This is a genomic window from Methylocaldum szegediense (genome assembly GCF_949769195.1).
Taxonomy (GTDB): domain Bacteria; phylum Pseudomonadota; class Gammaproteobacteria; order Methylococcales; family Methylococcaceae; genus Methylocaldum; species Methylocaldum szegediense.
In genome coordinates this window covers 4,091,192-4,113,166 of record NZ_OX458333.1, presented here as the reverse complement: position 1 = coordinate 4,113,166, position 21,975 = coordinate 4,091,192, and the positions used below count along the sequence as shown (strand labels likewise).

General features: G+C 56.2%; 20 protein-coding genes. 2 read left to right on the top strand and 18 right to left on the bottom strand.

Annotated elements, in window-relative coordinates:
* Positions 1 to 7: 7 nt before the first annotated feature.
* The 13 genes from murC to QEN43_RS17795 form a co-directional block, all read right to left on the bottom strand.
* Positions 8 to 1,465, bottom strand: a complete 1,458-nt coding sequence (gene murC / locus QEN43_RS17855; protein ID WP_051331518.1) for a UDP-N-acetylmuramate--L-alanine ligase — start codon at positions 1,463 to 1,465, stop codon at positions 8 to 10.
* Positions 1,440 to 2,516: an undecaprenyldiphospho-muramoylpentapeptide beta-N-acetylglucosaminyltransferase gene (gene murG / locus QEN43_RS17850; RefSeq protein WP_317963459.1), complete on the bottom strand. Its 1,077-nt coding sequence runs from the start codon at positions 2,514 to 2,516 to the stop codon at positions 1,440 to 1,442. Before murG ends, murC begins: the two co-directional genes overlap by 26 nt.
* Positions 2,501 to 3,700 (bottom strand): putative lipid II flippase FtsW, encoded by a 1,200-nt coding sequence (gene ftsW / locus QEN43_RS17845; RefSeq protein WP_036268012.1) that lies wholly within the window; start codon positions 3,698 to 3,700, stop codon positions 2,501 to 2,503. The genes murG and ftsW overlap by 16 nt, the downstream gene beginning before the upstream one ends.
* Positions 3,697 to 5,082 (bottom strand): UDP-N-acetylmuramoyl-L-alanine--D-glutamate ligase, encoded by a 1,386-nt coding sequence (gene murD / locus QEN43_RS17840; RefSeq protein ID WP_026609644.1) that lies wholly within the window; start codon positions 5,080 to 5,082, stop codon positions 3,697 to 3,699. Before murD ends, ftsW begins: the two co-directional genes overlap by 4 nt.
* Positions 5,083 to 5,085: 3 nt before the next feature.
* Complete coding sequence (gene mraY / locus QEN43_RS17835; protein WP_026609643.1) at positions 5,086 to 6,168, bottom strand: phospho-N-acetylmuramoyl-pentapeptide-transferase; 1,083 nt, start codon at positions 6,166 to 6,168, stop codon at positions 5,086 to 5,088.
* Positions 6,159 to 7,532 carry a UDP-N-acetylmuramoyl-tripeptide--D-alanyl-D-alanine ligase gene (locus tag QEN43_RS17830; RefSeq protein ID WP_317963458.1) on the bottom strand — a complete coding sequence of 458 codons (1,374 nt, stop codon included), beginning with the start codon at positions 7,530 to 7,532 and terminating at the stop codon, positions 6,159 to 6,161. The genes mraY and QEN43_RS17830 overlap by 10 nt, the downstream gene beginning before the upstream one ends.
* Positions 7,529 to 9,043, bottom strand: coding sequence for a UDP-N-acetylmuramoyl-L-alanyl-D-glutamate--2,6-diaminopimelate ligase (locus tag QEN43_RS17825; protein WP_036268010.1), 1,515 nt, complete (start codon positions 9,041 to 9,043; stop codon positions 7,529 to 7,531). The genes QEN43_RS17830 and QEN43_RS17825 overlap by 4 nt, the downstream gene beginning before the upstream one ends.
* Positions 9,040 to 10,773 (bottom strand): peptidoglycan D,D-transpeptidase FtsI family protein, encoded by a 1,734-nt coding sequence (locus QEN43_RS17820; protein ID WP_026609641.1) that lies wholly within the window; start codon positions 10,771 to 10,773, stop codon positions 9,040 to 9,042. Before QEN43_RS17820 ends, QEN43_RS17825 begins: the two co-directional genes overlap by 4 nt.
* A gap of 21 nt (positions 10,774 to 10,794) precedes the next feature.
* Entirely contained in the window at positions 10,795 to 11,052 is a 258-nt protein-coding gene (gene ftsL / locus QEN43_RS17815; protein WP_026609640.1) for a cell division protein FtsL, read from the bottom strand.
* Between the two features lie 2 nt (positions 11,053 to 11,054).
* Positions 11,055 to 11,990: a 16S rRNA (cytosine(1402)-N(4))-methyltransferase RsmH gene (gene rsmH / locus QEN43_RS17810; protein ID WP_268870460.1), complete on the bottom strand. Its 936-nt coding sequence runs from the start codon at positions 11,988 to 11,990 to the stop codon at positions 11,055 to 11,057.
* A complete protein-coding gene (gene mraZ, locus QEN43_RS17805) occupies positions 11,987 to 12,445 on the bottom strand; it encodes a division/cell wall cluster transcriptional repressor MraZ (protein WP_026609638.1) in 459 nt (152 codons plus the stop codon). The genes rsmH and mraZ overlap by 4 nt, the downstream gene beginning before the upstream one ends.
* Before the next feature lie 599 nt (positions 12,446 to 13,044).
* Positions 13,045 to 13,182, bottom strand: a complete 138-nt coding sequence (locus QEN43_RS17800; RefSeq protein ID WP_317963457.1) for a hypothetical protein — start codon at positions 13,180 to 13,182, stop codon at positions 13,045 to 13,047.
* 313 nt (positions 13,183 to 13,495) lie between these two features.
* Complete coding sequence (locus QEN43_RS17795) at positions 13,496 to 13,753, bottom strand: YgaP family membrane protein (protein ID WP_026609636.1); 258 nt, start codon at positions 13,751 to 13,753, stop codon at positions 13,496 to 13,498.
* A 78-nt stretch (positions 13,754 to 13,831) separates the two neighbouring features.
* On the opposite strand from QEN43_RS17795, the gene uvrD reads away from it, so the two are divergent.
* Positions 13,832 to 15,997 carry a DNA helicase II gene (uvrD, locus tag QEN43_RS17790; protein WP_026609635.1) on the top strand — a complete coding sequence of 722 codons (2,166 nt, stop codon included), beginning with the start codon at positions 13,832 to 13,834 and terminating at the stop codon, positions 15,995 to 15,997.
* Positions 15,998 to 16,030: 33 nt separating this feature from the next.
* On the opposite strand, the gene QEN43_RS17785 is transcribed toward uvrD, so the two are convergent.
* Positions 16,031 to 16,909 (bottom strand): phosphoribulokinase, encoded by an 879-nt coding sequence (locus QEN43_RS17785; protein WP_317963456.1) that lies wholly within the window; start codon positions 16,907 to 16,909, stop codon positions 16,031 to 16,033.
* A 378-nt stretch (positions 16,910 to 17,287) separates the two neighbouring features.
* On the opposite strand from QEN43_RS17785, the gene QEN43_RS17780 reads away from it, so the two are divergent.
* The gene (locus tag QEN43_RS17780; protein WP_317963455.1) at positions 17,288 to 18,274 is read left to right on the top strand and encodes a LysR family transcriptional regulator; all 987 of its coding nucleotides are present in this window, start codon (positions 17,288 to 17,290) and stop codon (positions 18,272 to 18,274) included.
* Here the strand turns inward: QEN43_RS17780 and panC are convergent.
* Genes panC through pcnB form a run of 4 tightly spaced genes read right to left on the bottom strand, consistent with a single transcriptional unit; the run spans position 18,233 to position 21,730 of the window.
* Positions 18,233 to 19,093 carry a pantoate--beta-alanine ligase gene (gene panC / locus QEN43_RS17775; protein WP_026609633.1) on the bottom strand — a complete coding sequence of 287 codons (861 nt, stop codon included), beginning with the start codon at positions 19,091 to 19,093 and terminating at the stop codon, positions 18,233 to 18,235. The two genes, QEN43_RS17780 and panC, sit on opposite strands and share 42 nt — an antisense overlap.
* Before the next feature lie 31 nt (positions 19,094 to 19,124).
* Positions 19,125 to 19,928 carry a 3-methyl-2-oxobutanoate hydroxymethyltransferase gene (gene panB, locus QEN43_RS17770; protein WP_084161761.1) on the bottom strand — a complete coding sequence of 268 codons (804 nt, stop codon included), beginning with the start codon at positions 19,926 to 19,928 and terminating at the stop codon, positions 19,125 to 19,127.
* Complete coding sequence (gene folK, locus QEN43_RS17765; protein WP_051331516.1) at positions 19,921 to 20,442, bottom strand: 2-amino-4-hydroxy-6-hydroxymethyldihydropteridine diphosphokinase; 522 nt, start codon at positions 20,440 to 20,442, stop codon at positions 19,921 to 19,923. The genes panB and folK overlap by 8 nt, the downstream gene beginning before the upstream one ends.
* A complete protein-coding gene (gene pcnB, locus QEN43_RS17760; protein WP_235726540.1) occupies positions 20,429 to 21,730 on the bottom strand; it encodes a polynucleotide adenylyltransferase PcnB in 1,302 nt (433 codons plus the stop codon). The genes folK and pcnB overlap by 14 nt, the downstream gene beginning before the upstream one ends.
* Positions 21,731 to 21,975 lie beyond the last annotated feature (245 nt).

The following is a 21,975-nucleotide window of genomic DNA, read 5'->3' as shown; positions in this document are numbered from 1 at the left end:
ACAGCGGTCACTGGATTGCCCCGACCGGCGTTCCGGTCAAGCAAAGAGGCAGTTCGACCGCAATTTGCCCGACGCTCCCGGCCCCCAAAGTCAAAACCACGTCGCCTGGTTCAATGATGCCCGGCAGAACTTCCGTCAAATCGTTCATGTTTCCGACAAACACCGGATCGATCTGGCCCCGCACCCGGATCGCTCTAGATAGCGCACGCCCATCCGCACCGATCAACGGTGCTTCGCCAGCGGCATAAACGTCGAGCAACACCAGCACGTCGGCCCGGGAGAGAACCTCCACGAAATCCTCGAACAAATCACGAGTCCTCGTGTAACGATGGGGTTGAAAAACCAATACCAGTCGACGGTTGGGCCAGGCCTGCCGGGCAGAATCGAGTGTCGCCGCTATCTCCCGCGGATGATGCCCGTAATCGTCGACGAAGGTGACCACGGAACCGCCGAAAGGCACCTCGGCGTTGATCTGAAAACGCCGTCCGATCCCCCGGAATCCCCGCAAAGCGCGCTGGATGATTTCGTCGGAGATTCCCAACTCTGCCCCCACCGCGATCACGGATAGGGCGTTCAGTATGTTGTGGCGTCCCGGAAGATTCAGACTCACGTCCAGCGGCTCGTCATGACCGGGCCTCAGCACGGTAAAGTGCGAACGCAAGCCGTCTTGACGGATATTCACGGCGCGTACGTCGGCTTCTTCGCTAAAACCGTAGGTTCTCATCGGCTTGCTGATTTCGGGAAGAATGTCCCTAACGCCCGGATCGTCCAGGCACAGCACGGCCAGACCGTAAAAAGGCACATGATGCAGGAATTCGACAAAAGCTTTCTTCACTTTGCCAAAGTCGCCGCTATAGGTTTCCATGTGGTCCCGATCGATATTCGTGACCACGGCGATCATTGGCTGCAGGTAGAGAAACGAGGCATCACTTTCGTCTGCTTCAGCGACCAGATACGAGCCTTTCCCGAGCTGGGCGTTGGTGCCAACGCTGTTGAGACGCCCACCGATAACAAAAGTCGGGTCGAGCCCGGCTTCCGCAAGTACACTCGCCGCCAGACTGGTGGTCGTGGTTTTGCCGTGAGTGCCGGCGACGGCGATGCCGTACCGGAAGCGCATCAATTCGGCGAGCATCTCCGCCCGCGAAATGACCGGAATCTTCTGGGAACGCGCGGAAACGACTTCGACATTGGATCGACTGACGGCACTGGAAACGACCACGACTTCGGATTCCGCGACGTGCTCAGGCGAGTGACCGAGAAATATTTTTGCGCCGAGTTCGGCCAGACGGCGTGTATTGGCGTTTTCGTTGAGATCCGACCCCGAAACCTGATATCCCAGATTCAAAAGAACTTCGGCAATGCCACACATGCCGGTTCCGCCGATCCCGACGAGGTGAATGCGGCGGATGCGGTTCATACCGTACTGTCCAGCGATTTGTTCAGGCAGCTTCACGGTTCGCCTCATTCAAGCAAATCTCGGCAACCGCTTGGGCCGCCTCCGGTTTCGCCAGAGCCGCGGCATGCTCGGCCATCGTTTTCAGCCGGACCGGATCCCGCATCAGCGCAGTGATTTCGTTGGCAAGACGCTCGGCGGACAGTTCGGATTGCGGGATCATGATGGCCGCACCGTTATCGACCAAGTATCGGGCGTTATGAGTTTGATGATCGTCTATGGCGTACGGATACGGCACCAGGATCGACGGCAAACCCGCGGCGGTTAGTTCGCTGATGGTCATCGCCCCTGCGCGGCAGACCACCAGATCCGCCCAGGCATAAGCCTCGGCCATGTCCTCGACAAAGGCCTCTACGCGCGCCGAAATTCTTAACTGTGCATAGCGAACTGCCGTTTTGGCGCGCATAGCCTCCCCGGTCTGATGAAAAACGCGAATGGGCATGTCAACCCGCGCAAGAGCCTCCGGTACGATCTCGTTCAATGCCCTAGCGCCTTGACTGCCGCCGAGGACCAAAATCTTTAGCGGCTCGTCCCATCTTGCACCGACTTCCCGTCTTAGCGTGACGATTTCCTCCCGTACCGGATTTCCTGTGCAGTGTGCGGCTATCTTAGGTCCGAAGCTTTCCGGAAACGCTTCCAGAACCGCTTGTGCCCTCCGAGCGAGCCAGCGATTGGTAGTTCCTGGGATACGGTTTTGCTCGTGCAATACTAAAGGAATACCCAGTAAACGCGCGATGAGTCCGCCCGGGCCCGATACGAACCCTCCCATTCCGAGGACCACGTCGGGCTTGGCGCGGCGCAAAATGCGCAAAGCCTGCAGACAAGCTTTTGTCAACATGAATGGAAATCTCAACGTTGCCATCCACCCTTTGCCGCGCAAACCCGATACCGACAACCATTCCACGGGTATGCCAGCGGCCGGCACGACCCGCGCTTCCAACCCTTGCCGTGTCCCCATCCAGACCACCTCGTGTCCGCGGGACAACAATTCCCGGGCAACCGCAAGGGCGGGATACACGTGACCGCCGGTACCGCCGGCCATGATCATCACACGTGCGCCCATCTGGCTCTAACCCTGGGTGCCGCAGCATAAGCTTCGAGGGCTTCGCTCCGAACCCGAAATAAAAGCCCCAATGCCGCACACATCACCAACATGCTTCCACCGCCGTAACTCATCAGCGGCAAGGTCAGTCCTTTCGTGGGCAACATGCCCATATTCACTCCCATATTGATAAAAGACTGCAAGCCGAACCAAATGCCTATTCCGTAAGCAACGAATGCGCCGAACCGATGCTCGGCCCGCTCAGCCAGTTGGCCGATCACGAGCGCACGCCAAACAACCATCATGAACAGTACGATGACGGTCGTCGTCCCGACCAAACCCAATTCCTCACCTATGATGGAAAAGAGAAAATCGGTATGCGCTTCGGGAAGATAAAACAGCTTCTGCACGCTCGAACCCAGGCCAACCCCCGTCCATTCCCCGCGGCCGAAAGCGATCAGTGCCTGGGTTAGCTGAAAACCGGTGTCGAGCGGGTGTTCCCAGGGATTAGTGAAACTGAGTACGCGCTGCAGACGGTATTCTGCACTGCAAATCAATCCGATCCCCGCAACAATCATCAGGCCGATCAGTACGCCAAACTGCCAAAGTCTCGCGCCGCCCAGAAATAACATGCCCAGCGCCGTCGCCATGATGACCGCTGTCGCACCAAAATCGGGTTCCATCAGCAGGAGCACCCCGCCTACGGACAGCAAAGCCAAGGGGCGGATCATTCCCTGAACCGAATCGCGCACTGTATGGAGATGACGGTGAATGTAGCTCGCCATGTAAATCACGGCGATGAGCTTGAAGATTTCGGAAACCTGAACCCGGAGGCCGAGCAAATCGATCCATCGCGAACTCCCGTTGACGGTCTTGCCTATTCCGGGTATCAAAACCACAGCCAACAGAGCAAGCCCAAACAGGAATAGGGGTAACGACAATTTCTGCCACACCTCTAATTTGATCGCGGCAACGGCACAACCAGCGCATAGGCCGAGAGCGATGTGGATGAGCTGGTGCCTCGAAAAATAGAAGCTGTCCTCAGCGATCTTTTCGCCCAGGTGCAGCGAGGCCGAGGCGACCATGACAAAACCGAGGAGCAAAAGTCCCAATGACGTGATCAGCAAGAGCGTGTCCACGTAAAAACGCCGGTGGCCTCGCCGCAAAACTAAACCTTGTCCTCTGAGCGCTACTTTCGCTCTCATGGCAAGAGGCCCATGACTTCTTCAGTGAACACGCGGCCTCGCTCTTGATAGTCCTTATACTGATCGAGACTGGCACACGCCGGCGCAAGCAGTACGGAATCCCCGCGCTGCGCCAGAGATTTCGCCGCTTGAACCGCCTGGCGCATGTTTTGGACGCATACCGTAGGAACCACGTCCCTTAACGCCTGTTCCAACCGAGGGGCGTCTTTGCCCATCAACACCGCCGCCCTAACCTTTTCCGCAACCACAGGCCTGAGTACGGAAAACTCAGCATCCTTCCCGTCTCCCCCTGCGATCAGCACCGCTTTGTTGTGCAAACCGGATAAGGCCGCCATGCAGGCACCCACATTGGTTGCTTTGGAATCGTTGATCCATGTGACGCCATCGATTTCCGCCACCTTCTGCATGCGATGCGCTAACCCATCGAAGCGCTCGAGCGCACTGACCATTGCCGCGCGCGACAAACCGATCGCTTCTCCTAATGCAACGGCCGCAAGAGCGTTTGCCACATTATGGCTACCTTGAATCCCGATCTGGTCGGTCCTCATCAGAGGCTCGCCACAACAGGTGAGCCATTCCGTCCCATCGATGACCGAAACACCATAGTCGACTTCAGTCTCTTTCAATCCGAACCATACGCAACGTCTGTCCGGTTCTGCCATCGCCGCGACCATAGGATCATCGCGATTCAGCACCATCACGCCATACCCTCGGAAGATGCGCCGCTTAGCGTCGGCGTAAGCCTGAATATCCGGATAGCGATCCATATGGTCGGGACTGATGTTGAGAACGGTCGCCGCGGCGGGCTGAAGAAGCGAAGAACGCTCCAGCTGAAAACTCGACAGCTCTAAAACATAAAGGTCCGCCTGATCGTCTAGAAGATCGAGCATTGGCGTACCGAGATTCCCCCCTACCCTCACGTTCCTGCCATCGGCCTCGGCCATCAAACCGACCAGAGTCGTTACGGTACTCTTGCCGTTCGCCCCGGTGATCGCCAAGACAGGTGCCTTGGCCATACAGGCGAAAAGATCGAGATCGCCAAATACCGGTATCTTGCGCCGTCGCGCCTCCTTAATCTTCGGTTGGTCCAACGGCACGCCAGGACTGACGATCAAATGGGTAGCGGCCGAAAACGCCGCATTGTGAAGCCCTCCTAAAAACACTCCGGCGTCGGGACAGGTCTCCCGGAACTCGGCCAAACCAGGTGGCCAGTCGCGTGTGTCGGTCACTGCAAACTCAATACCTTGGCTTTTCAGGAAACGCGCTACCGAAAGCCCCGTCTTGCCCAGTCCGAAGATCAGCACACGCGAGGTGCGCCGGTCCAATCCGAGTTTGTCCAATGGATTTTCGGCATCAAGATGAGCTTCTGCGTTTGCCGCCATTTTTCACCTCAACTTCAAGGTCGCGAGTCCAATCAAGACCAGAATCACGGTGATAATCCAAAAACGGACGATCACACGGGGTTCCGGCCATCCCTTTAGCTCGAAATGATGATGAATAGGTGCCATGCGAAAAATCCGACGTCCGGTGAGCTTGAAGGAAATGACCTGAAGCATCACCGAAACCGTCTCCATGACGAACACGCCGCCCATGATCATTAATACGATTTCTTGCCGAACAAGTACGGCGAGCGTTCCGAGGGCGGCGCCAAGGGCCAGCGCGCCGACATCCCCCATGAAAACTTGGGCGGGATATGCGTTGAACCAGAGAAACCCGAGCCCCGCACCCACCAATGCGCCGCAAAAGACCACCAACTCGCCGGCCTTGGGTATGAATGGAATGCCCAGATATTCCGCAAAGTTCACGTTGCCGGAGGCATACGCGAAAATGCCTAGCGCACCGCCCACCATAACCGTCGGCATGATGGCGAGGCCATCGAGACCGTCGGTGAGGTTCACCGCGTTGCTCGAACCCACAATCACGAAATAGGCCAGAATCGGATAAGCGACCCCCAGATTCAGCACAACCTGCTTGAAAAAGGGAACGATGAACTGAGTTTCAGCGGCAACCGTGGCAGTACCATAGAGAAATAACGCCGCCAACGTGCCTACGACGGACTGCCAGAAATATTTGTGTCGCGCGGCGAGGCCATCGCTATTGCCCAGCACAAGCTTCTTGTAATCGTCGACGAAGCCGATCAGCCCGAACGCCAGCGTAACCAGCAAGACAACCCACACGTAGCGGTTACCGAGATCAGCCCAGAGCACGGTGCTGATCGCGATCGAGACCAGAATGAGAGCCCCGCCCATGGTTGGGGTTCCGGCCTTGGAAAAATGGCTTTGCGGCCCGTCACTCCGGATGTTCTGTCCGACTTTGTATTTGCTGAGGTGGCGGATCATCACCGGACCGACGATGAACGAAATGATCAGGGCGGTCAGCACGCCCAGAATGGCGCGAAAAGTCAGGTACTGAAAGACGCGAAAAACGTCGAAGTACTTCTGGAGCGCCTCCGCGACTATCAGCAGCATAAACCGCTCCGCTCGCGCAAGGTTTCCACCACCCGTTCCATACGCTGACTGCGTGAACCTTTAATCAATAACACAACGTTCTCGTTAATCTGCTGTTGTATTCGTTCAATCAATTCATCCTGCCCGCGACAGTACATGGCGCCCTCGCCGAAGGACTCCGCTGCTCGATCCGCGTTCGGCCCCACGGCGAACAGTCGCGCGACGCCCATCGCCTTCGCCTGACGACCGATCTCGGCATGCAATTCCGCGCTCGCATCGCCCAACTCGCCAAACGCACCTAAGGCAACCCAGCGCTCGCCCGGAAGTTGCGTTAAAACGCTCAGCGCGGCCCGAAAGGAATTGGGATTGGCGTTATAGGCATCATTGATCACCAAGGATCCCCGAACGCCGGTCAGCGGCTCCAAACGTCCCGACACGGGAGTTACACGGGAAAGCCCCACCCGGATCTGCTCAATGTCGAGCCCCAGGGCGCAAGCCACACCCGCCGCCGCCAAGGCATTGACGACATTGTGATCTCCAGCCAAGGCCAAAGCTATTGGATACCGCCCGCCCTGATAGAGAAGATCGAAAGACGTGCGGAATTTGCCGTCACTCAATCCCATCCGTATGGAATCTTTGTCGGCACGCACAACGGCACCGGGGCCGAATCCGAAACTGATCACCGCTCGACTGCCAGCCATATCACGCCAAAAATCAAAGAAACGATCCTCGGCATTGAGCACCGCCGTACCGCCCGGTCTCAGCGATGAAATCAATTCACCTTTCGCGGACGCGACCCCCTCGAGCGAACCGAATCCTTCCAAATGCGCTGCACCGGCATTCGAGATCACAGCAACATCGGGTTTCGCCAATCCAGCAACATAAGCGATCTCGCCCGGATGATTCGCTCCCATTTCGATAGCGGCGAAACGGTATTCGTCCGTTAGCCGCAACAGCATCAATGGAACGCCAATATCGTTGTTGAGATTGCCCTGCGTCTTGAGCACCGGTGCCGCGACCTCCAGAATCGCCGCAATCATTTCCTTGACCGTGGTTTTCCCGTTGCTGCCGGTGATGCCGACCAAACGGCCACTCCATCGATCGCGCCAAGCCGCCGCAAATCGTCCGAGCGCCATTCGCCCGTTTTCAACCCGCACCTGGGGCAAATCGCAATCTACCCAGCGTTCCACCACCGCCGCAGGCGCGCCCGCAGCTTTCGCCTGAGCAACGAAATCGTTGCCGTCGAACCGAGTGCCTCGGATTGCCAGATAAACATCGCCCGGCTTCATAGTGCGCGTATCGATGCTCAGACACTCAAATGCCACATCGTCGCCCCGCAACTCACCGCCGACGATCGCGCTAAACTCGGAAAGGTGCATCTTCATCTCGGCAATTCCAGTACCGAAAGAGTTTCCATTACGACGTCGCGATCACGGAAAGGATATTTCTGTCCCTGAATTTCTTGGGTATCTTCGTGTCCTTTTCCGGCTATAAGAACGATATCGCCCGCCCCCGCCCGCTCCAGCGCCCAGACGATGGCTTCGCGGCGATTTCGAATAGTGGCGGCTTTATTCTGACGGCAGCCAGACAGAATATCCCTGATGATCGCGTCTCCATTCTCGAAGCGGGGATTGTCATCGGTCAATATGACGACATCGGCCAGTTCCTCGGCGACGGCCCCCATCAGCGGGCGTTTACCACGGTCGCGGTCGCCGCCGCACCCGAAGACCACCCATAGTCTGCCTTCGCAATGTCGGCGCAAGCTGCGCAATACGCTAGCCAATGCATCGGGGGTATGGGCATAGTCCACGACGGCCGTGCGTCCCAGCCGTGAAAACCGTTCCATCCGTCCCGGAACGGGCTGAACATTCTTGAGCAATTCCGCCGCTTCGGGCAACCCGTATCCTAAAGCGACCAAAACCGCCAATGTGGCGGCAAGGTTTTCTACGTTGAAATCGCCATAAACCGGGGCGGATACATTAGCGAGTTGTTGATGATATCGCGCCCGAAAAGAGATTCCCTGTGCATCTTGACGTACGGCTTCCGCAGAAACCACGGGCGCCGACTCGATGGATCGCTCGCTCAAGCTGAAACCTATCAATTTTAATTGAGACGGTGCTCGCCTCAAAATGGCGTCCGCGATCGGGTCATCGGCGTTGAAGACCGCGAACTCCAGCCCCGGCCAGGTGAGAAGACTTAGCTTGGCTTCCAAATAAGCTTCCATGGTGCCGTGGTAATCGAGATGATCGCGGCCGAAATTCGTGTACAACGCGCCTTTAAAACGCACACCGTTGAGACGGCCCTGCACCAGACCGTGGGACGATGCCTCCATCGCCACGGTTTTGACGCCCTGACCGCGCAAACGAGCCAAGAGTCGGTGAACCTCGATGGCGTCCGGCGTGGTATGGTGCGTCACCTCGAGCGCACCCGGAGCTCCAAAACCCAAGGTCCCCACTACGGCCGCAGTCGCTCTGGCCGAAAGTGCATGGACGAGAAAGTGACTGCACGACGTCTTGCCGTTCGTGCCGGTAATCCCGATGACATCCAGAAATGCGGAAGGCGTGCCAAAAAAACGGTCGGCGATGAACCCCAGCTTTTGACTCAGCGCCTCGACCGGAATACAGGGTATGCCGGCAATACCGCTCGCGAAGAGATGTCCGTCTCCGGCAGGATCGTAAATGATGGCCGAACAACCATGCCGAACCGCCTGCTCGGCGTGGCGCATACCATGCGAACGGTGTCCTGCCAATGCCACGAAAAGATCACCGGGACGAGCGCGCCGACTGTCGTGACAAAGCCCGGTGACGTCAACCGACAACGGAACGGGATTATCGATAAATCCGGATACCAAGGAATCAAGCTTGTATCCTTGAACCGGTTTTTCGACGTTTGTCATGCCGGTTCATCCTGCTGCGCGGCAAGGATAGGCATGGTCTCCTCCTGATCCGGAGCGATGTTCAGTAACCGCAAAGCTCCCTCCATGACACGTGAAAAAACCGGTGCGGCCACGGCACCGCCGTAATACTCTCCGGCCGATGGCTCGTCAATCATGACCGCCATAACCAAACGCGGCTTGCTTGCTGGCGCCATCCCAGCAAATACCGATAGATATTGAGAAGATGAATAGCCACCGACGGCACTTTTCTTCACTGTCCCGGTCTTGCCGGCGACTCGGAAGCCCGGAATCGCGGCCTTCAGTGCCGTACCTTCGCGGCTAACGACCCGCTCGAGCATCCTGCGTACGCTGACGGCCGTATGGTCTGACATGATGCGATGCGACTCGGGGGCTTTGTCTCGCTTGACGAGACTTACCATGGGCATCACCCCGTCATTGGCGAGCGCTAGATAAGCTCGCGCCAACTGCAACGTCGAGGCCGACATGCCATAACCAAACGAGAGAGTTGCCTGTTCGAACGGGCTCCAGCCTTGATAATCGGGAAGGCGGCCGTTTGCTTCGCCGGGAAACCCCGTCTCCAAAGGCTGGCCGAAGCCTAGATTATTGTAGAAAGCCCAGAGCTTCCTCGCCGGCAAGTTAAGCGCGATCTTCGTAACACCCACGTTGCTCGATTTTTGAAGGACATGCGCCACATCAAGGACCCCATAGTTATGGATATCCTTGACGACATTGCGCCCCACGCGCATCGTACCCGGCGTGGTATCGATCACGGTGTCGGGACGATAGAGTCCGAGTTCCAAGGCCAGGGCCACGACGAACGGCTTCATCGTCGACCCCGGCTCGAACACATCGGTTATCGCCCGATTACGCGATGCGCTTCCCTTCACCTGAATGCGGCTGTTAGGGTTATAAGAGGGTTGATTGACGATCGCCAACACTTCGCCTGTCTGGGCATCCAGCAGCGCCAAAGAACCGGAGCGCGCCTGATGCTGGAGTACGGCCTTCTTGAGTTCCCGATAAGCGAGGTATTGCAGACGCTGATCTATGCTCAGAATGAGATCCCTGCCGGGCACAGGCGGCCTGATAGATTCTAAGTCTTCGATGATACGCCGCTTGCCGTCGCGAAGAATCCGTTTCGCCCCATCCACACCTTTCAACCAGTCGTCGTAGGCGAGTTCCATCGCCTCCTGACCTTTGTCATCGATATTGGTGAAGCCGACCAGGTGGGCGGCCACTTCCCCCGTCGGATAGTAGCGACGATATTCCCGCTCCGCATAAACGCCCGGGATACCTAGAGCCAAAACTTGGTCGGCCAACTCGGGATTGATCCGGCGCTTCAGATAAGCGAAGCTGCGGTTCTCATTGCGTCCAATGTGTTTTTCAAGCGCTTTCGGGGCTAGACCTAGAAGCTCGGCCAGCAGCCTAAGCTTACCCGCTGGGATCTCCGCCGCGCGGAACTCTTTCGGGTTAACCCAGATCGATTTGACCGGTGTACTGATAGCCAGCAACTCTCCGTTACGATCGAGAATTCGACCGCGGTGCGCCGGGACCGGCAGTATGCCGATATGGCGCAAATCACCCTGGCGCTTGAGGAACTGCCGGTCCAGCACCTGTAGGTGAACGGCGCGTCCGATCAAAACCACCATGGCCATCAGCATGACGGCCAGCAGAAAATACCAGCGCCCGTTGTAATTTGCCTCATTTACCGGCCTGGGTTGGATAATCAACATATTTCGACGCGACGTCTACGTCTAAGGTTTGATATAAATAATCGATTCTCTTGGCGGCAGAAGCATGCCCAAGCGGCCGTGCGCCATCCGTTCGATACGGCTATGTTCGGCCCAGGTGTTCTGCTCGAGCTGTAACTGTCCCCATTCCTCGTCATACGCGTCCAACTCCTGTTCGAGTCGCTGAACCTCGGCAAACAACAGTCGCGAACGGTACTTGGTGTAAACGACGCCCAAGGCGGAAGCCACCGCGACCACGAGTAAAACTAGAAGAACCCTCATGGCTAGAGGCGCTCCGCCACACGCAGGACCGCACTGCGAGCACGCGGATTGTCTCGAACTTCTTCTGGTCCCGGCATGCGGGCTTTGCCGATGCGTTTCAGCCTTCCGGGCTCGGTCGCCTGCAAGGGCAAATGCGGGAGTGACGCTCCGCCACGCTCCTCGTCGCGCATAAATCGCTTCACGATCCGATCCTCCAAAGAATGAAAAGCTATGATCACCAACCGCCCACCGGGCTTAAGTACGTCCACGGCCTGCCGTAGTCCCCGCTCAAGCTCTTCCAGCTCTCTGTTGATAAAAATGCGTATTGCCTGAAAACTCCGCGTGGCCGGGTGCTTACTCCTTTCTCGGGTAGGGACGGCGTTCTCGATGATCTCGACCAATTCGCGCGTAGAAAGGATCGGGTGCTTCGATCGCTCTTCAAGGATTGCCCGGGCAATACGCCGCGCATAACGTTCCTCCCCGTAATCTCGAAGCACGCTAGCCAACTCCCTTTCGGATACGCCCGCAAGCCATTCGGCCGCTGTCATGCCTTGTGTGGTATCCATGCGCATATCTAGAGGACCCTCTCGCATGAAGCTAAATCCTCTATCGGCTTCATCCAGTTGGGGCGACGATACGCCCAAGTCCATCAACACACCGGCGATATGCCCCAACCACCCGCGCCGTTCCACGAACTCGCGCAGATTTGCGAAACTACCGTGGTCAAGCGCAAACCGTGGATCCGCGCAAAGACGTCTCGCTTCTTGGGAAGCCACGGCTTCCGGATCTTTGTCGAGCGCCAGCAACCGTCCTTCCGCGCCCAAATGTTCGAGAATCGCCGCGCTATGCCCACCACGCCCGAAGGTGCAGTCGACATATAAACCGTCAGCCCTCAGAGCCAGACCATCGAGCACCTCACGCAGCATGACCGGCCGGTGGGTGCGACCCTCCTGGCTCACAGTGCCAACGATCCCAGCTCGGGCGAGAGGTCTTCCAGACTTTCCATGCGCTCTTCTTGTATCCACTCATCGCGAGAGGCGCTCCATAAGTCCTCGTCCCAGATCTCGAACTTATTGCCTTGACCGATCAGCGCCACACGCTTTTCCAGCCCGGCGAACTTTCGCAAAGGCTCCGGAACCAGGAAGCGTCCCTGGCCATCCATCTCGCACTCGGTAGCATGGCCGATCAGCAAACGCTGCAGCCGCTTGGCTTGCCTATTCAGGGAAGGAAGCTTCACCAGCTTACGTTCGATTTCTTCAAACTCGGGAAGCGGGTAGAGCATGAGGCATTTATCCAAACCGACGGTAACCACCAACTGGCCATCACAAGTTTCATGCAGTTCCGCCCGATAACGGGTGGGCATGGTCAATCGACCCTTTTCGTCGAGATTGATCGAGCTAACGCCTCGAAACAAGAAATCCCCCTACTTCCATCGGGATCCATTTTTTTCCACTTCTTACCACTTGAATGGAATATAGAAATCATCCGCTATCAAGTCAAGCGAGATCCCGATTATTTTTTCGAGGTGATGACGTACTTAAGACAAGCTCCGGCAGAGCTGCTTCGACAGGATTCTTTCTTTTTTAAACCAATAACTTAAGACAATACCCCAGCAGAGCCCCGCGAGCGCAGCGAGGAGTGTGCGTCAACCGCAAGCCACATCGTGGGTACCGCAAAGCCGGGAAGTCGGATAACGGTCATTTCACGAGCCGAAACTGCTAGCCGCCTAGCAGCTCACACTCGTTCAACTGCTGGAAAAGTGCAGTGTCCGGAAATAGGACGCTTGTCGCGGAAAAGGGCGTTCACCCCTATCGATCGGTCAAGAGCAGCCAAAAGGAATGAAGTCGATACCGAAAGCCGCTATGACCAAAGACGAGACGATTCGGAGGGCAAAAGCTTTTTCCGGGAAAAAACCGGTCGGCGGCTCCCCCGGAAAAAGCTACAAAAACCTATCATGAAAACGTCAGATCTCATCACCACGGTCCCAAAAGGAACCTTATGACGGTGACCTATTTAACCGCTTTTCTTAAAAAAACCTACATCGTCTTTGTCGGCTTTTGCGTAATTGCTGACGCAGAACCCAACCGAGAAAGCAATGGAAGCTACAAGCAGACCAGTTAGCAACAATTCAACCCAAGTCATCGCAATCATCTGAACCTCCCTTCGGACGTTAACCGACTCATGATCGCTTACAGCCTCATCTTATCTAACAACTTATTGTTTACAATTATCCATATAATATAAATATTGTTTCTTTATAGGAAACTTTTTGCAAGAACCGACCCAAGTGGACGATTGCGTTGGTGGCTCTATTCTTTGCGACGAAGGAGGCTCTGGAGAGGACAGCGGCAAAGCCGAAAAAGGGGTTAGCTTGACAGATAAAAAGTTTGAGGCGACGGGTACTCGGCGCCTCCCTGCGCCATGTTGGATTGAAACCGACAGAATCCGTTCCAAGAAATGCGATCTAATGATTGGTCTGAGGCCCGGTGGAACCGGATTGCTCTTCTCCTGGTTCCACTGTACTCCGGCCAAGCCCGGAATAAACTGGGCACCAACGGAGATGGGCAGATCCCAGTAAAAGACCGCCGATAATCAACAGCGGGATGTTGGCCAGAAATACCGAAAGCAGCGCCAGTGCGGCGCCGACGCCGTAGCGAATTTTTTGATCCTTGAGCCCAACATTAAGCTCGCGTTTAGTCATTTTTTTTATATCGAAACTCATCGCTAACCTCCTCTCTCAGAAAGAGATTGCGATTGTGCAAGCTTCATATCGTTCACGCAAGCCGATTAGAATAGCATCATGGACATTACCCCTATCATCGGTCCTCTAAATCCTGCGCAGCGGGAGGCGGTCACGTCACCTACCCCAGCTCTCTTGGTATTGGCCGGCGCCGGAAGCGGCAAAACCCGCGTGCTTGTACACCGCATTGCCTGGCTCATGCAAATGGAGGGTATTTCACCGCACGGAATTTTGGCGGTTACCTTTACCAACAAAGCCGCGAGCGAAATGCGAGGTCGCATTGAACAGCTTCTGAATATCTCCGCCCAGGGCCTATGGGTCGGCACCTTTCACGGTCTCGCACACCGCCTATTGCGGCGTCATGCCAAGGAAGCAGGACTACCCGACGCTTTTCAGATCCTTGATTCCGACGATCAGCATCGGCTCATTCGCCGCGTGCTCAAGAGCCTTGATCTGGACGAAGCGCGCTGGCCGCCCCGTCAAGTGCAATGGTTCATCAATGCGCACAAAGAAGAAGGCCGCAGGGCCCGCCATCTCCCGGAATCGTACGATCCATACCAAAAGCAGATGCAACGCATCTATCTCGCCTACGAGGAAACCTGCGAACGATCCGGGCTAGTGGATTTTGCCGAATTGCTGCTGCGCGCCCACGAATTTCTCCGCGACACGCCGGAGGTGCTGGAGCATTATCAGCGCCGCTTTCACCACGTACTGGTAGATGAATTCCAGGACACCAACCGGATTCAGTATGCATGGCTGCGACTCTTGACCCAGGAACGCGAAAACTTGTTCGTCGTGGGCGACGACGATCAGTCCATCTACAGTTGGCGCGGAGCCAAAGTGGAAAATCTCCACCGCTTTCAGAAAGACTATCCTAGCCACCGGCTCATCCGGCTAGAACAGAATTACCGTTCCACCAGCAACATCTTGAACGCGGCGAACGCTCTGATCGCAAACAACGAGGGTAGACTCGGAAAGACCTTATGGACCGAGGGCGGCATCGGGGAGCCGATCTCCGTATACGCCGCTTTCAACGAACAGGACGAGGCTTATTTCGTCGCCGAGCGGATCAAACAGTGGGCTCAGGAGGGCAATGCCCGTCGAGACGCCGCTATTCTTTACCGTTCCAACGCACAGTCCCGACAGTTCGAAGAAAAATTTCTGGCCATGGGGATACCGTACCGGGTCTACGGCGGACTTCGCTTCTTCGAACGTGCGGAAATCAAAGACGCGCTCGCCTATCTCCGCCTGATCGCCAACCGCCACGACGATCCATCTTTCGAGCGCGTCGTCAATACGCCCGTACGTGGAATTGGCGCCAAGACAATCGACTTGATCCGCGACGTTGCCCGCGCCGAGCGCTGCTCCCTCTGGCAGGCGGCCGAAGCTTTGTGCCGCGACTCTGCGTTGCCGGCCCGAGCTCGAACGCCACTGACCGGCTTTCTGCAGCTGATCGAAGCCATGGCCCGGGACACGGCGGAACATACGCTTTGGGAACAGGTGCAACATGTGGTTTTGGCTTCCGGTCTCCGCGCCCATTATGAAAAGGAGAAAGGCGAGCAAGCCGAAGCGCGAATCGAGAACCTGGACGAGCTGATCAACGCCGCACGCCAGTTCGAATACGAACCGCAACTGGACATGGAACTGTCGAAACTCGACCAGTTTCTATCCCATGCTGCACTGGAGGCCGGAGAGAATCAAAGCGACGAGTTCGAGGACTGCGTGCAGCTCATGACCCTACACGCGGCCAAAGGGCTGGAATTCGACCTGGTATTCATTGTCGGACTCGAGGAAGGACTGTTTCCTAGCCTGCAGTCCTTGGAAGAGCCCGGGCGCCTGGAAGAAGAACGCCGCCTCTGCTATGTGGGCATCACCCGTGCGAAGCGCAAGCTTTTTCTTACCTACGCGGAGACCCGCCGCCTCTACGGCAAAGAAACCTATCCCCGCCCTTCCCGGTTCCTGCGGGAAATTCCGTCCGAGTATCTTCAAGAGGTACGCATGCGCGGAAGCATCGGACGGCCGATGATGTCCTCGCACGTTTCATCAGGCGTGAGCGAGCGTGCCAGCGTCTATAAACTCGGACAGCGCGTCCGGCACGCGAAATTCGGCGAGGGCGTAATTCTTCAGTATGAGGGAGAAGGCAACCAAGCCAGGGTTCAGGTGAACTTCGCCGAGGCTGGCACTAAATGGCTAATGCTTGCCTACGCCAATTTACAGCCGGCTTAAAAAAGACCGTATCGACACGAGCCTCACGATTGATCAGGCACTTTTCTTCTCTTCCATCATCCGCTCCAGAATGGGGCGGAAAATGATTTCCATGGCGAGTCCCATCTTGCCACCCGGCACGACAATTGAGTTGTAGCGGGACATAAATGAATCTTTGATCATCGCCAAAAGGTTCTGGAAATCCACGTTGAACTTGCGCGGATTTTTGAACCGGATGATCACGAGGCTCTCGTCCGGCGAGGGAATGTCGCGGGCGATGAACGGATTTGAGGTATCGACCAGAGGCACCCTCTGAAAATTGATGTCCGTTTGGGAGAATTGAGGCGTGATGACCTTCACATAATCGTACATGCGGCGGAGGATCGTATCGGTGACATCCTCGGGCTTATAGCCGCGCTCTGCGGTATCCCTGTGGATTTTTTGTATCCATTCTAGATTGACGATGGGAACGACACCGACCAAGAGATCCGCGTATCGTGGAATATCCACGAACTCGTTTTTCACCGCGCCGTGCAAACCCTCGTAAAACAGCAAATCCGTTCCCTCAGGAATATCGATCCACGGCGTGAAGGTCCCCGGTTTGTAGCCTCCGAGACGCTGACCTTCCTCTTCGTTATGGATGTAATAACGGCGCTTTCCAGTGCCGGTCTCGCTGTACTGCCGGAACAAATACTCTAGCTCCTTGAGCAGGTTCGCCTCTATCGAGAAATGACTGAAGTGCCGTCCTTCCGCTTGCGCTTTGGCGATCAGTGCGCGCATCTCCTCCCGGTCGTAGCGATGAAAACTGTCACCCTCGACCACCGCCGGGTTGATATTCAGGCGGAAAAATAAACGCTCGAATGCCTGCTTGACGGTAGTCGTACCCGCACCGGACGAACCGGTGACTGCTATGACAGGATGTTTCTTGGACATGAGATACCTCCTCCTTAATTCGTTATTTTAACCGCACAAGCGTAACCGCGAACCGCAAAACACGTCGAAATTCTTGGCGGATCGCGTTGCCGCGAAGCTAAAAACGCCGAAAAACCGCCACGAAGACGTGGCACCAGGCAAAACGAGGTCGATCGGCAATCTCGGTGCCAATGGCTCCCTGGAAAAGCCTAAGTAAATTATGGTATCCGAAACTACGATGGAACTTCTCACGCCTAGCCCTGAATCGGCCATTGCACTACTACTTGCTCGCGATCAAAGTCAAGGCCAGCTTCAGTTCGAGGATATTGCATAAGAAGAAGCATTGAGTCCATACTTTCAAAATAAATATTTTTTATATTCGCATGTCGATCCAAGAGCATGAATATTACGCTTCGGCAATTAAAGGTCTTCGAAAGGGTGGCTCGCTGCTTGAGCTTCACCCGAGCAGCGGAAGAACTTTATCTAACCCAGCCCGCTGTTTCGATGCAAATCAAACAATTCGAAGATGCCGTCGGTTTACCCTTATTTGAGCGGTTGGGAAAGAAAATTTACCTGACCCGAGCTGGGGAGGAGTTGTATCGGCTGAGTCGAACGATCTCCTTGCAATTAGAGGAAGCGGAACAGCTGATCGAAGAATTGAAAGGCACGGAAGGTGGACACTTGGCGGTGTCTGTCGCCAGTACCGTCCATTATTTTGCAATTCGCCTTCTTGCCGATTTCTGCCGGCGCTATCCGAAGGTAAAAGTCCGTTTTAAGGTCACCAACCGTAAAGGGTTGCTGCAGCAACTGGACGATAACGAGGCTGATATTGTGCTCATGGGACAACCACCGGAAGATCAAGACTTGGTGGCGGAAGCGTTTATGGTCAATCCGTTGGTCATGGTCGCCGCCGCCAATCATCCCTTGGCTGGGAAAAAAAGCATACCCTTAAGCGAACTCAGCCAGGAGACCTTTCTTATGCGGGAAAAAGGTTCCGGCACCCGCGATGCCGTCGAGCGCTTCCTGGCGGAAAAAGGCGTGCAGATTTCGGCCAGCATGGAAATGAACACAAATAGCGCCATCAAACAAGGCGTCGAAGAAGGTCTCGGCCTAGGCATCGTATCGATACATACTGTAGAGCGCGAACTGGAAGACGGACGGATCGTCGTTTTGGATGTCGAATCGTTTCCGATCATGCGCCAATGGTACATCGTGCATCGGGCCGGCAAGCGTCTGTCGGCCGTGGCAAGAGAGTTCGAGGCATTCGTCCGAACCGAAGCCGAGCGCTTTGTTAAAAGTGATATCATCAAGGCTGCCTTGGTCGGCAAGCAGTCTTCTCCGGCTTTACCGACTCAGCTCACGAGTCAACCGGACGTTATCGATTAGGCGAGCTTTACCCAGCCAAGCTGCGGCCAGAATAACGAGACAAGAATCCTCCGGTCCTGCTGGCGCCAGATCGGTTTCGCGGCGGACGCTGAAATAATCGGGGCGAAATCCGGCCGCTTGCAAGGTCTCGATCTGCTGCCGTTCGATACGCTCAAAATCCAGTTCTCCACGACGGATGGCCTCAGCTGCGCGGCACAGACAGCGATATAGGAGAGCCGCCTGCTCCTTCTGCTCAGTCGTGAGATACGTATTTCGAGAACTCAGCGCCAAGCCGCTGGCCTCTCTAACGGTCGGGACAGCGTGAATTCGCACGGGAAAATCGAGATCCGCCGCCATGCGCCGAATGATCAACAACTGCTGGTAGTCCTTCTCGCCGAACAGCGCGACATCTGGCTGCACCAGGTTAAAAAGCTTACAGACGATGGTGGCGACGCCCCGGAAATGCCCCGGTCTGAAACGTCCGCAGAGCTCATCCGATAATACCGGCACCTCGACGAACGTCGTCGCACCCAAACCCGCCGGATACAGTTCGCCTGCCGAAGGCATGAACAAGAGATCGGTCGCAACGCCGCGAAGCTTTTCCGCATCTGCTGCGGGCGTACGCGGATAGGCATCGAAGTCCTCGCCCGGAGAGAATTGTGTTGGATTGACGAAAACGCTCACCACCACGCGATCGGCGAGTCGCTTTGCTTCACGAACCAGATGCAAATGCCCTTCATGCAGGTTTCCCATCGTCGGCACGAAAGCCACCGAAAGTTCTTTCAAACGCCACCCCCGAACGGTTTCACGCAGAGCAGCGACAGAGTCGATAATCAGCATGCTGAGCTTTGAATTTTCCGCTGCAAAACCTCTAGAAACTGTGTTCCGAGGTCGGGAACCGACCCGCTCTCACATCCTCCACATAAGCGCGGATAGCCGACGGAATATCTTCTACGCCTTGAAGAAAGTTTCGAGAAAACCTAGGCCGCTTACCCGGCGTAATCCCGAGCATGTCGTATAACACGAGAATCTGACCGCTGCAGTCCGGACCAGCCCCTATGCCGATCGTTGGAATATCGAGAGCCGCGGTAATCTCGGCGGCCAAGGTCGCCGGCACACATTCGAGCACCAAAAGGCTGGCACCGGCTTCCTGAAGAACAATGGCATCCTGAAGGATCGCTTGCGCGGCTTTCTCGTCCTTTCCCTGTACCAGATAGCCGCCGACCTGATGGACCGATTGGGGCAGCAATCCCAAATGCCCGCACACCGGGATACTCTGTTCGACCAGGGCACGAACGGTCTCCGCCCGTTTTTGCCCCCCCTCGAGCTTAACCATATGCGCTCCGGCCCGGATCAGACGAGCGGCACTATCGATCGCCTGCGCTGGCCCGGAATAACTGGCAAACGGCATATCCACCGCCAATATCGCGCGGCGGACGCCGCGCGCCGCACACCGGGTATGGTAAACCATGTCGCTCAGGGTCACCGGCAGTGTCGTCGGCTGGCCTTGCACAACCATCCCTAAGGAATCGCCGACCAATACAAGATCGACCCCGGCCTCGTCCAGAATCCTGGCAAAACTGGCATCGTATGCGGTAAGCGCGACGATTTTCTTATCATTCGCCTTCATTTCCGCCAGGTCCGGAATCGTCAAAGCCTTGAGCGCGTCAGGCATGCTCAATCACCTTCAATCCTCGTTGCGGACATTTGCTAACCAGATCGGCCAGCGGTCCCCGGCCGGGAATATCGAGGTCCGGCGCGATCTCCGCGAGCGGATAGAGCACGAATTCGCGGTCCGCGATCCCCGGATGAGGTACGGTCAACACATCGCTCACTATGGTTTCGTCGCCGTACAGCAAGAGATCCAAATCCAGCGTACGAGGTCCCCAGCGCTCACCCGTGCGTACCCGTCCGTAGGAGGTTTCTATGATCTGGAGTTCGCGCAACAATGCCAGGGGTGCTAATGTTGTCTCGACCGCCATCACGGCATTGACATAGTCGGGTTGATCGGCAGGCCCCATCGGCGTACTGCGGTATAGGCTTGAAAAAGCCAATTCCCGAACATCTGCAATCCGACTCACGGCCGACCGCGCCGACTCGATGGTCATCACGGGGTCACCCAAATTGGCCCCTAGACCAATATAGGCCACCACTTTGCTGAGCCGCTTTGAACAATCAGACGGACACATTGGCGGGAGGTTCAGTACGAACCCTGCGTTTGCGTGACCGCGACCGGCCAGAGCGACGCCGACCCGGACTCGTCATGGCCTTGCGTTCGGCTTCGTCCGCCTGTTGGAATCGAGTCCACCACTGAGCGAGCGAAGGCTCGGCTTCGCCCGTCTCCGCCCGGATTAACAGAAAATCATACGCAGCACGGAAACGAGGGTGACTCAGCAAGCGGAACGGCCTTGAACCGAGAATCCGCTCAAACCGCGGCTGCAGCGCCCATACCTCGCGTGCTGGCTGGCTGACGGTCCGCGGCATAGCGGTATGCCGGACTTGAGCTCCGATCACCTCGCCTGCGGCTTCTTGGTAAGCCATAATATCGTTTTCACCTGCGTCGACTCGGGCTTGGGCCCTCGACCGCACAGGCTCCCACAGTAAAGCCGCGAACAGAAAATACGGCGCCACCGGTTTGCCTTCCTGAATTCTCTGGTCGGTACGCTCCAGGGCTTTCGCCAAAAAGGTCAGAGGAAAACCCTGCTGCTCCTTGGCCAGACATGTCTCCGTCTCTGGAAACAGCACCGCAAACAACCCGAATTGCCGGAGCTGTTCGAAAGTCTGTACGGCGTATCCGGATAAGAACAGCTTCAGAACTTCTTCGTAAAGACGGGCTGGTGGGATTTCTCGCAGCAAATGGGAGAGCCGTCTGATCGGTTCGGCGCAACTGGGATGAATGGTGAAACCAAGTTTGACCGAGAAACGTATCGCTCGAAGCATCCTCACCGGATCTTCCCGATACCGCTGTTCCGGATCACCGATCAGTCTCAGCACACCGGCCTTGTGGTCCTCCATGCCGCCGACGTAATCAACTACAGAAAAGTCGGCGATGTTGTAATACAACGCGTTGACCGTAAAATCTCGGCGGAAAGCGTCTTCTTCGATGGTTCCGTAGACGTTGTCCCTCAAAATGCGGCCGTTCTCTATGACGCGCCCCTCAGAGCTATCCTCACCTGCTAGTCCTCGAAAGGTGGCCACTTCAATAATTTCATCCCCGAAGTGCACATGCGCGAGGCGAAAGCGCCGCCCGATCAAACGGCAATTACGAAAGATCGTCCTAATCTCTTCGGGATGTGCGCTGGTGACGACGTCGAAATCCTTCGGCTCGCGCCCCAAAAGTAAGTCGCGCACGCAACCGCCGACCAAATACGCCTGATGCCCCGATTTCTTTAGGCGATACAGCACCTTTAGTGCGTTACCGCTGATCATCGAGCGGGAAATCATGTGTTCGGATCGCGGATAAATCCTGGCACTCACCGCTGCCTCCGGCTTAGGCCGCGGCAATTTGAACAACCTTTTGACGAAGTTGAGGATTAGCAGAGGAGTATCTTTCGCTGTTAGACCAGAAAGAACTCGGAATGTTACCTTAGGCGGCGAACACACTCAATGCGCCCGGCGCCCGATCCGTTTTTGCAAGGCAGGGACAACGATGACACGGATTTGTTGGCAAAGTGGGGATTCAAACACGTAAAATTGATTCTAAGAACTTTAGGTACGCTCGC

Excerpts from the sequence above, each read along its gene's own strand:
- QEN43_RS17820 (WP_026609641.1), bottom strand. The coding sequence starts at position 10,773 with ATGTTGATTATCCAACCCAGGCCGGTAAATGAGGCAAATTACAACGGG.
- murC (WP_051331518.1), bottom strand. The coding sequence starts at position 1,465 with ATGAGGCGAACCGTGAAGCTGCCTGAACAAATCGCTGGACAGTACGGT.
- mraY (WP_026609643.1), bottom strand. The coding sequence starts at position 6,168 with ATGCTGCTGATAGTCGCGGAGGCGCTCCAGAAGTACTTCGACGTTTTT.
- uvrD (WP_026609635.1), top strand. The coding sequence starts at position 13,832 with ATGGACATTACCCCTATCATCGGTCCTCTAAATCCTGCGCAGCGGGAG.
- QEN43_RS17780 (WP_317963455.1), top strand. The coding sequence starts at position 17,288 with ATGAATATTACGCTTCGGCAATTAAAGGTCTTCGAAAGGGTGGCTCGC.
- QEN43_RS17785 (WP_317963456.1), bottom strand. The coding sequence starts at position 16,909 with ATGTCCAAGAAACATCCTGTCATAGCAGTCACCGGTTCGTCCGGTGCG.
- folK (WP_051331516.1), bottom strand. The coding sequence starts at position 20,442 with ATGTGTCCGTCTGATTGTTCAAAGCGGCTCAGCAAAGTGGTGGCCTAT.
- ftsL (WP_026609640.1), bottom strand. The coding sequence starts at position 11,052 with ATGAGGGTTCTTCTAGTTTTACTCGTGGTCGCGGTGGCTTCCGCCTTG.
- murG (WP_317963459.1), bottom strand. The coding sequence starts at position 2,516 with ATGGGCGCACGTGTGATGATCATGGCCGGCGGTACCGGCGGTCACGTG.
- QEN43_RS17795 (WP_026609636.1), bottom strand. The coding sequence starts at position 13,753 with ATGAGTTTCGATATAAAAAAAATGACTAAACGCGAGCTTAATGTTGGG.
- panB (WP_084161761.1), bottom strand. The coding sequence starts at position 19,928 with ATGCCTGACGCGCTCAAGGCTTTGACGATTCCGGACCTGGCGGAAATG.
- QEN43_RS17800 (WP_317963457.1), bottom strand. The coding sequence starts at position 13,182 with ATGATTGCGATGACTTGGGTTGAATTGTTGCTAACTGGTCTGCTTGTA.
- QEN43_RS17830 (WP_317963458.1), bottom strand. The coding sequence starts at position 7,532 with ATGAAGATGCACCTTTCCGAGTTTAGCGCGATCGTCGGCGGTGAGTTG.
- QEN43_RS17825 (WP_036268010.1), bottom strand. The coding sequence starts at position 9,043 with ATGACAAACGTCGAAAAACCGGTTCAAGGATACAAGCTTGATTCCTTG.
- murD (WP_026609644.1), bottom strand. The coding sequence starts at position 5,082 with ATGGCGGCAAACGCAGAAGCTCATCTTGATGCCGAAAATCCATTGGAC.
- ftsW (WP_036268012.1), bottom strand. The coding sequence starts at position 3,700 with ATGAGAGCGAAAGTAGCGCTCAGAGGACAAGGTTTAGTTTTGCGGCGA.
- panC (WP_026609633.1), bottom strand. The coding sequence starts at position 19,093 with ATGCTGATTATCGACTCTGTCGCTGCTCTGCGTGAAACCGTTCGGGGG.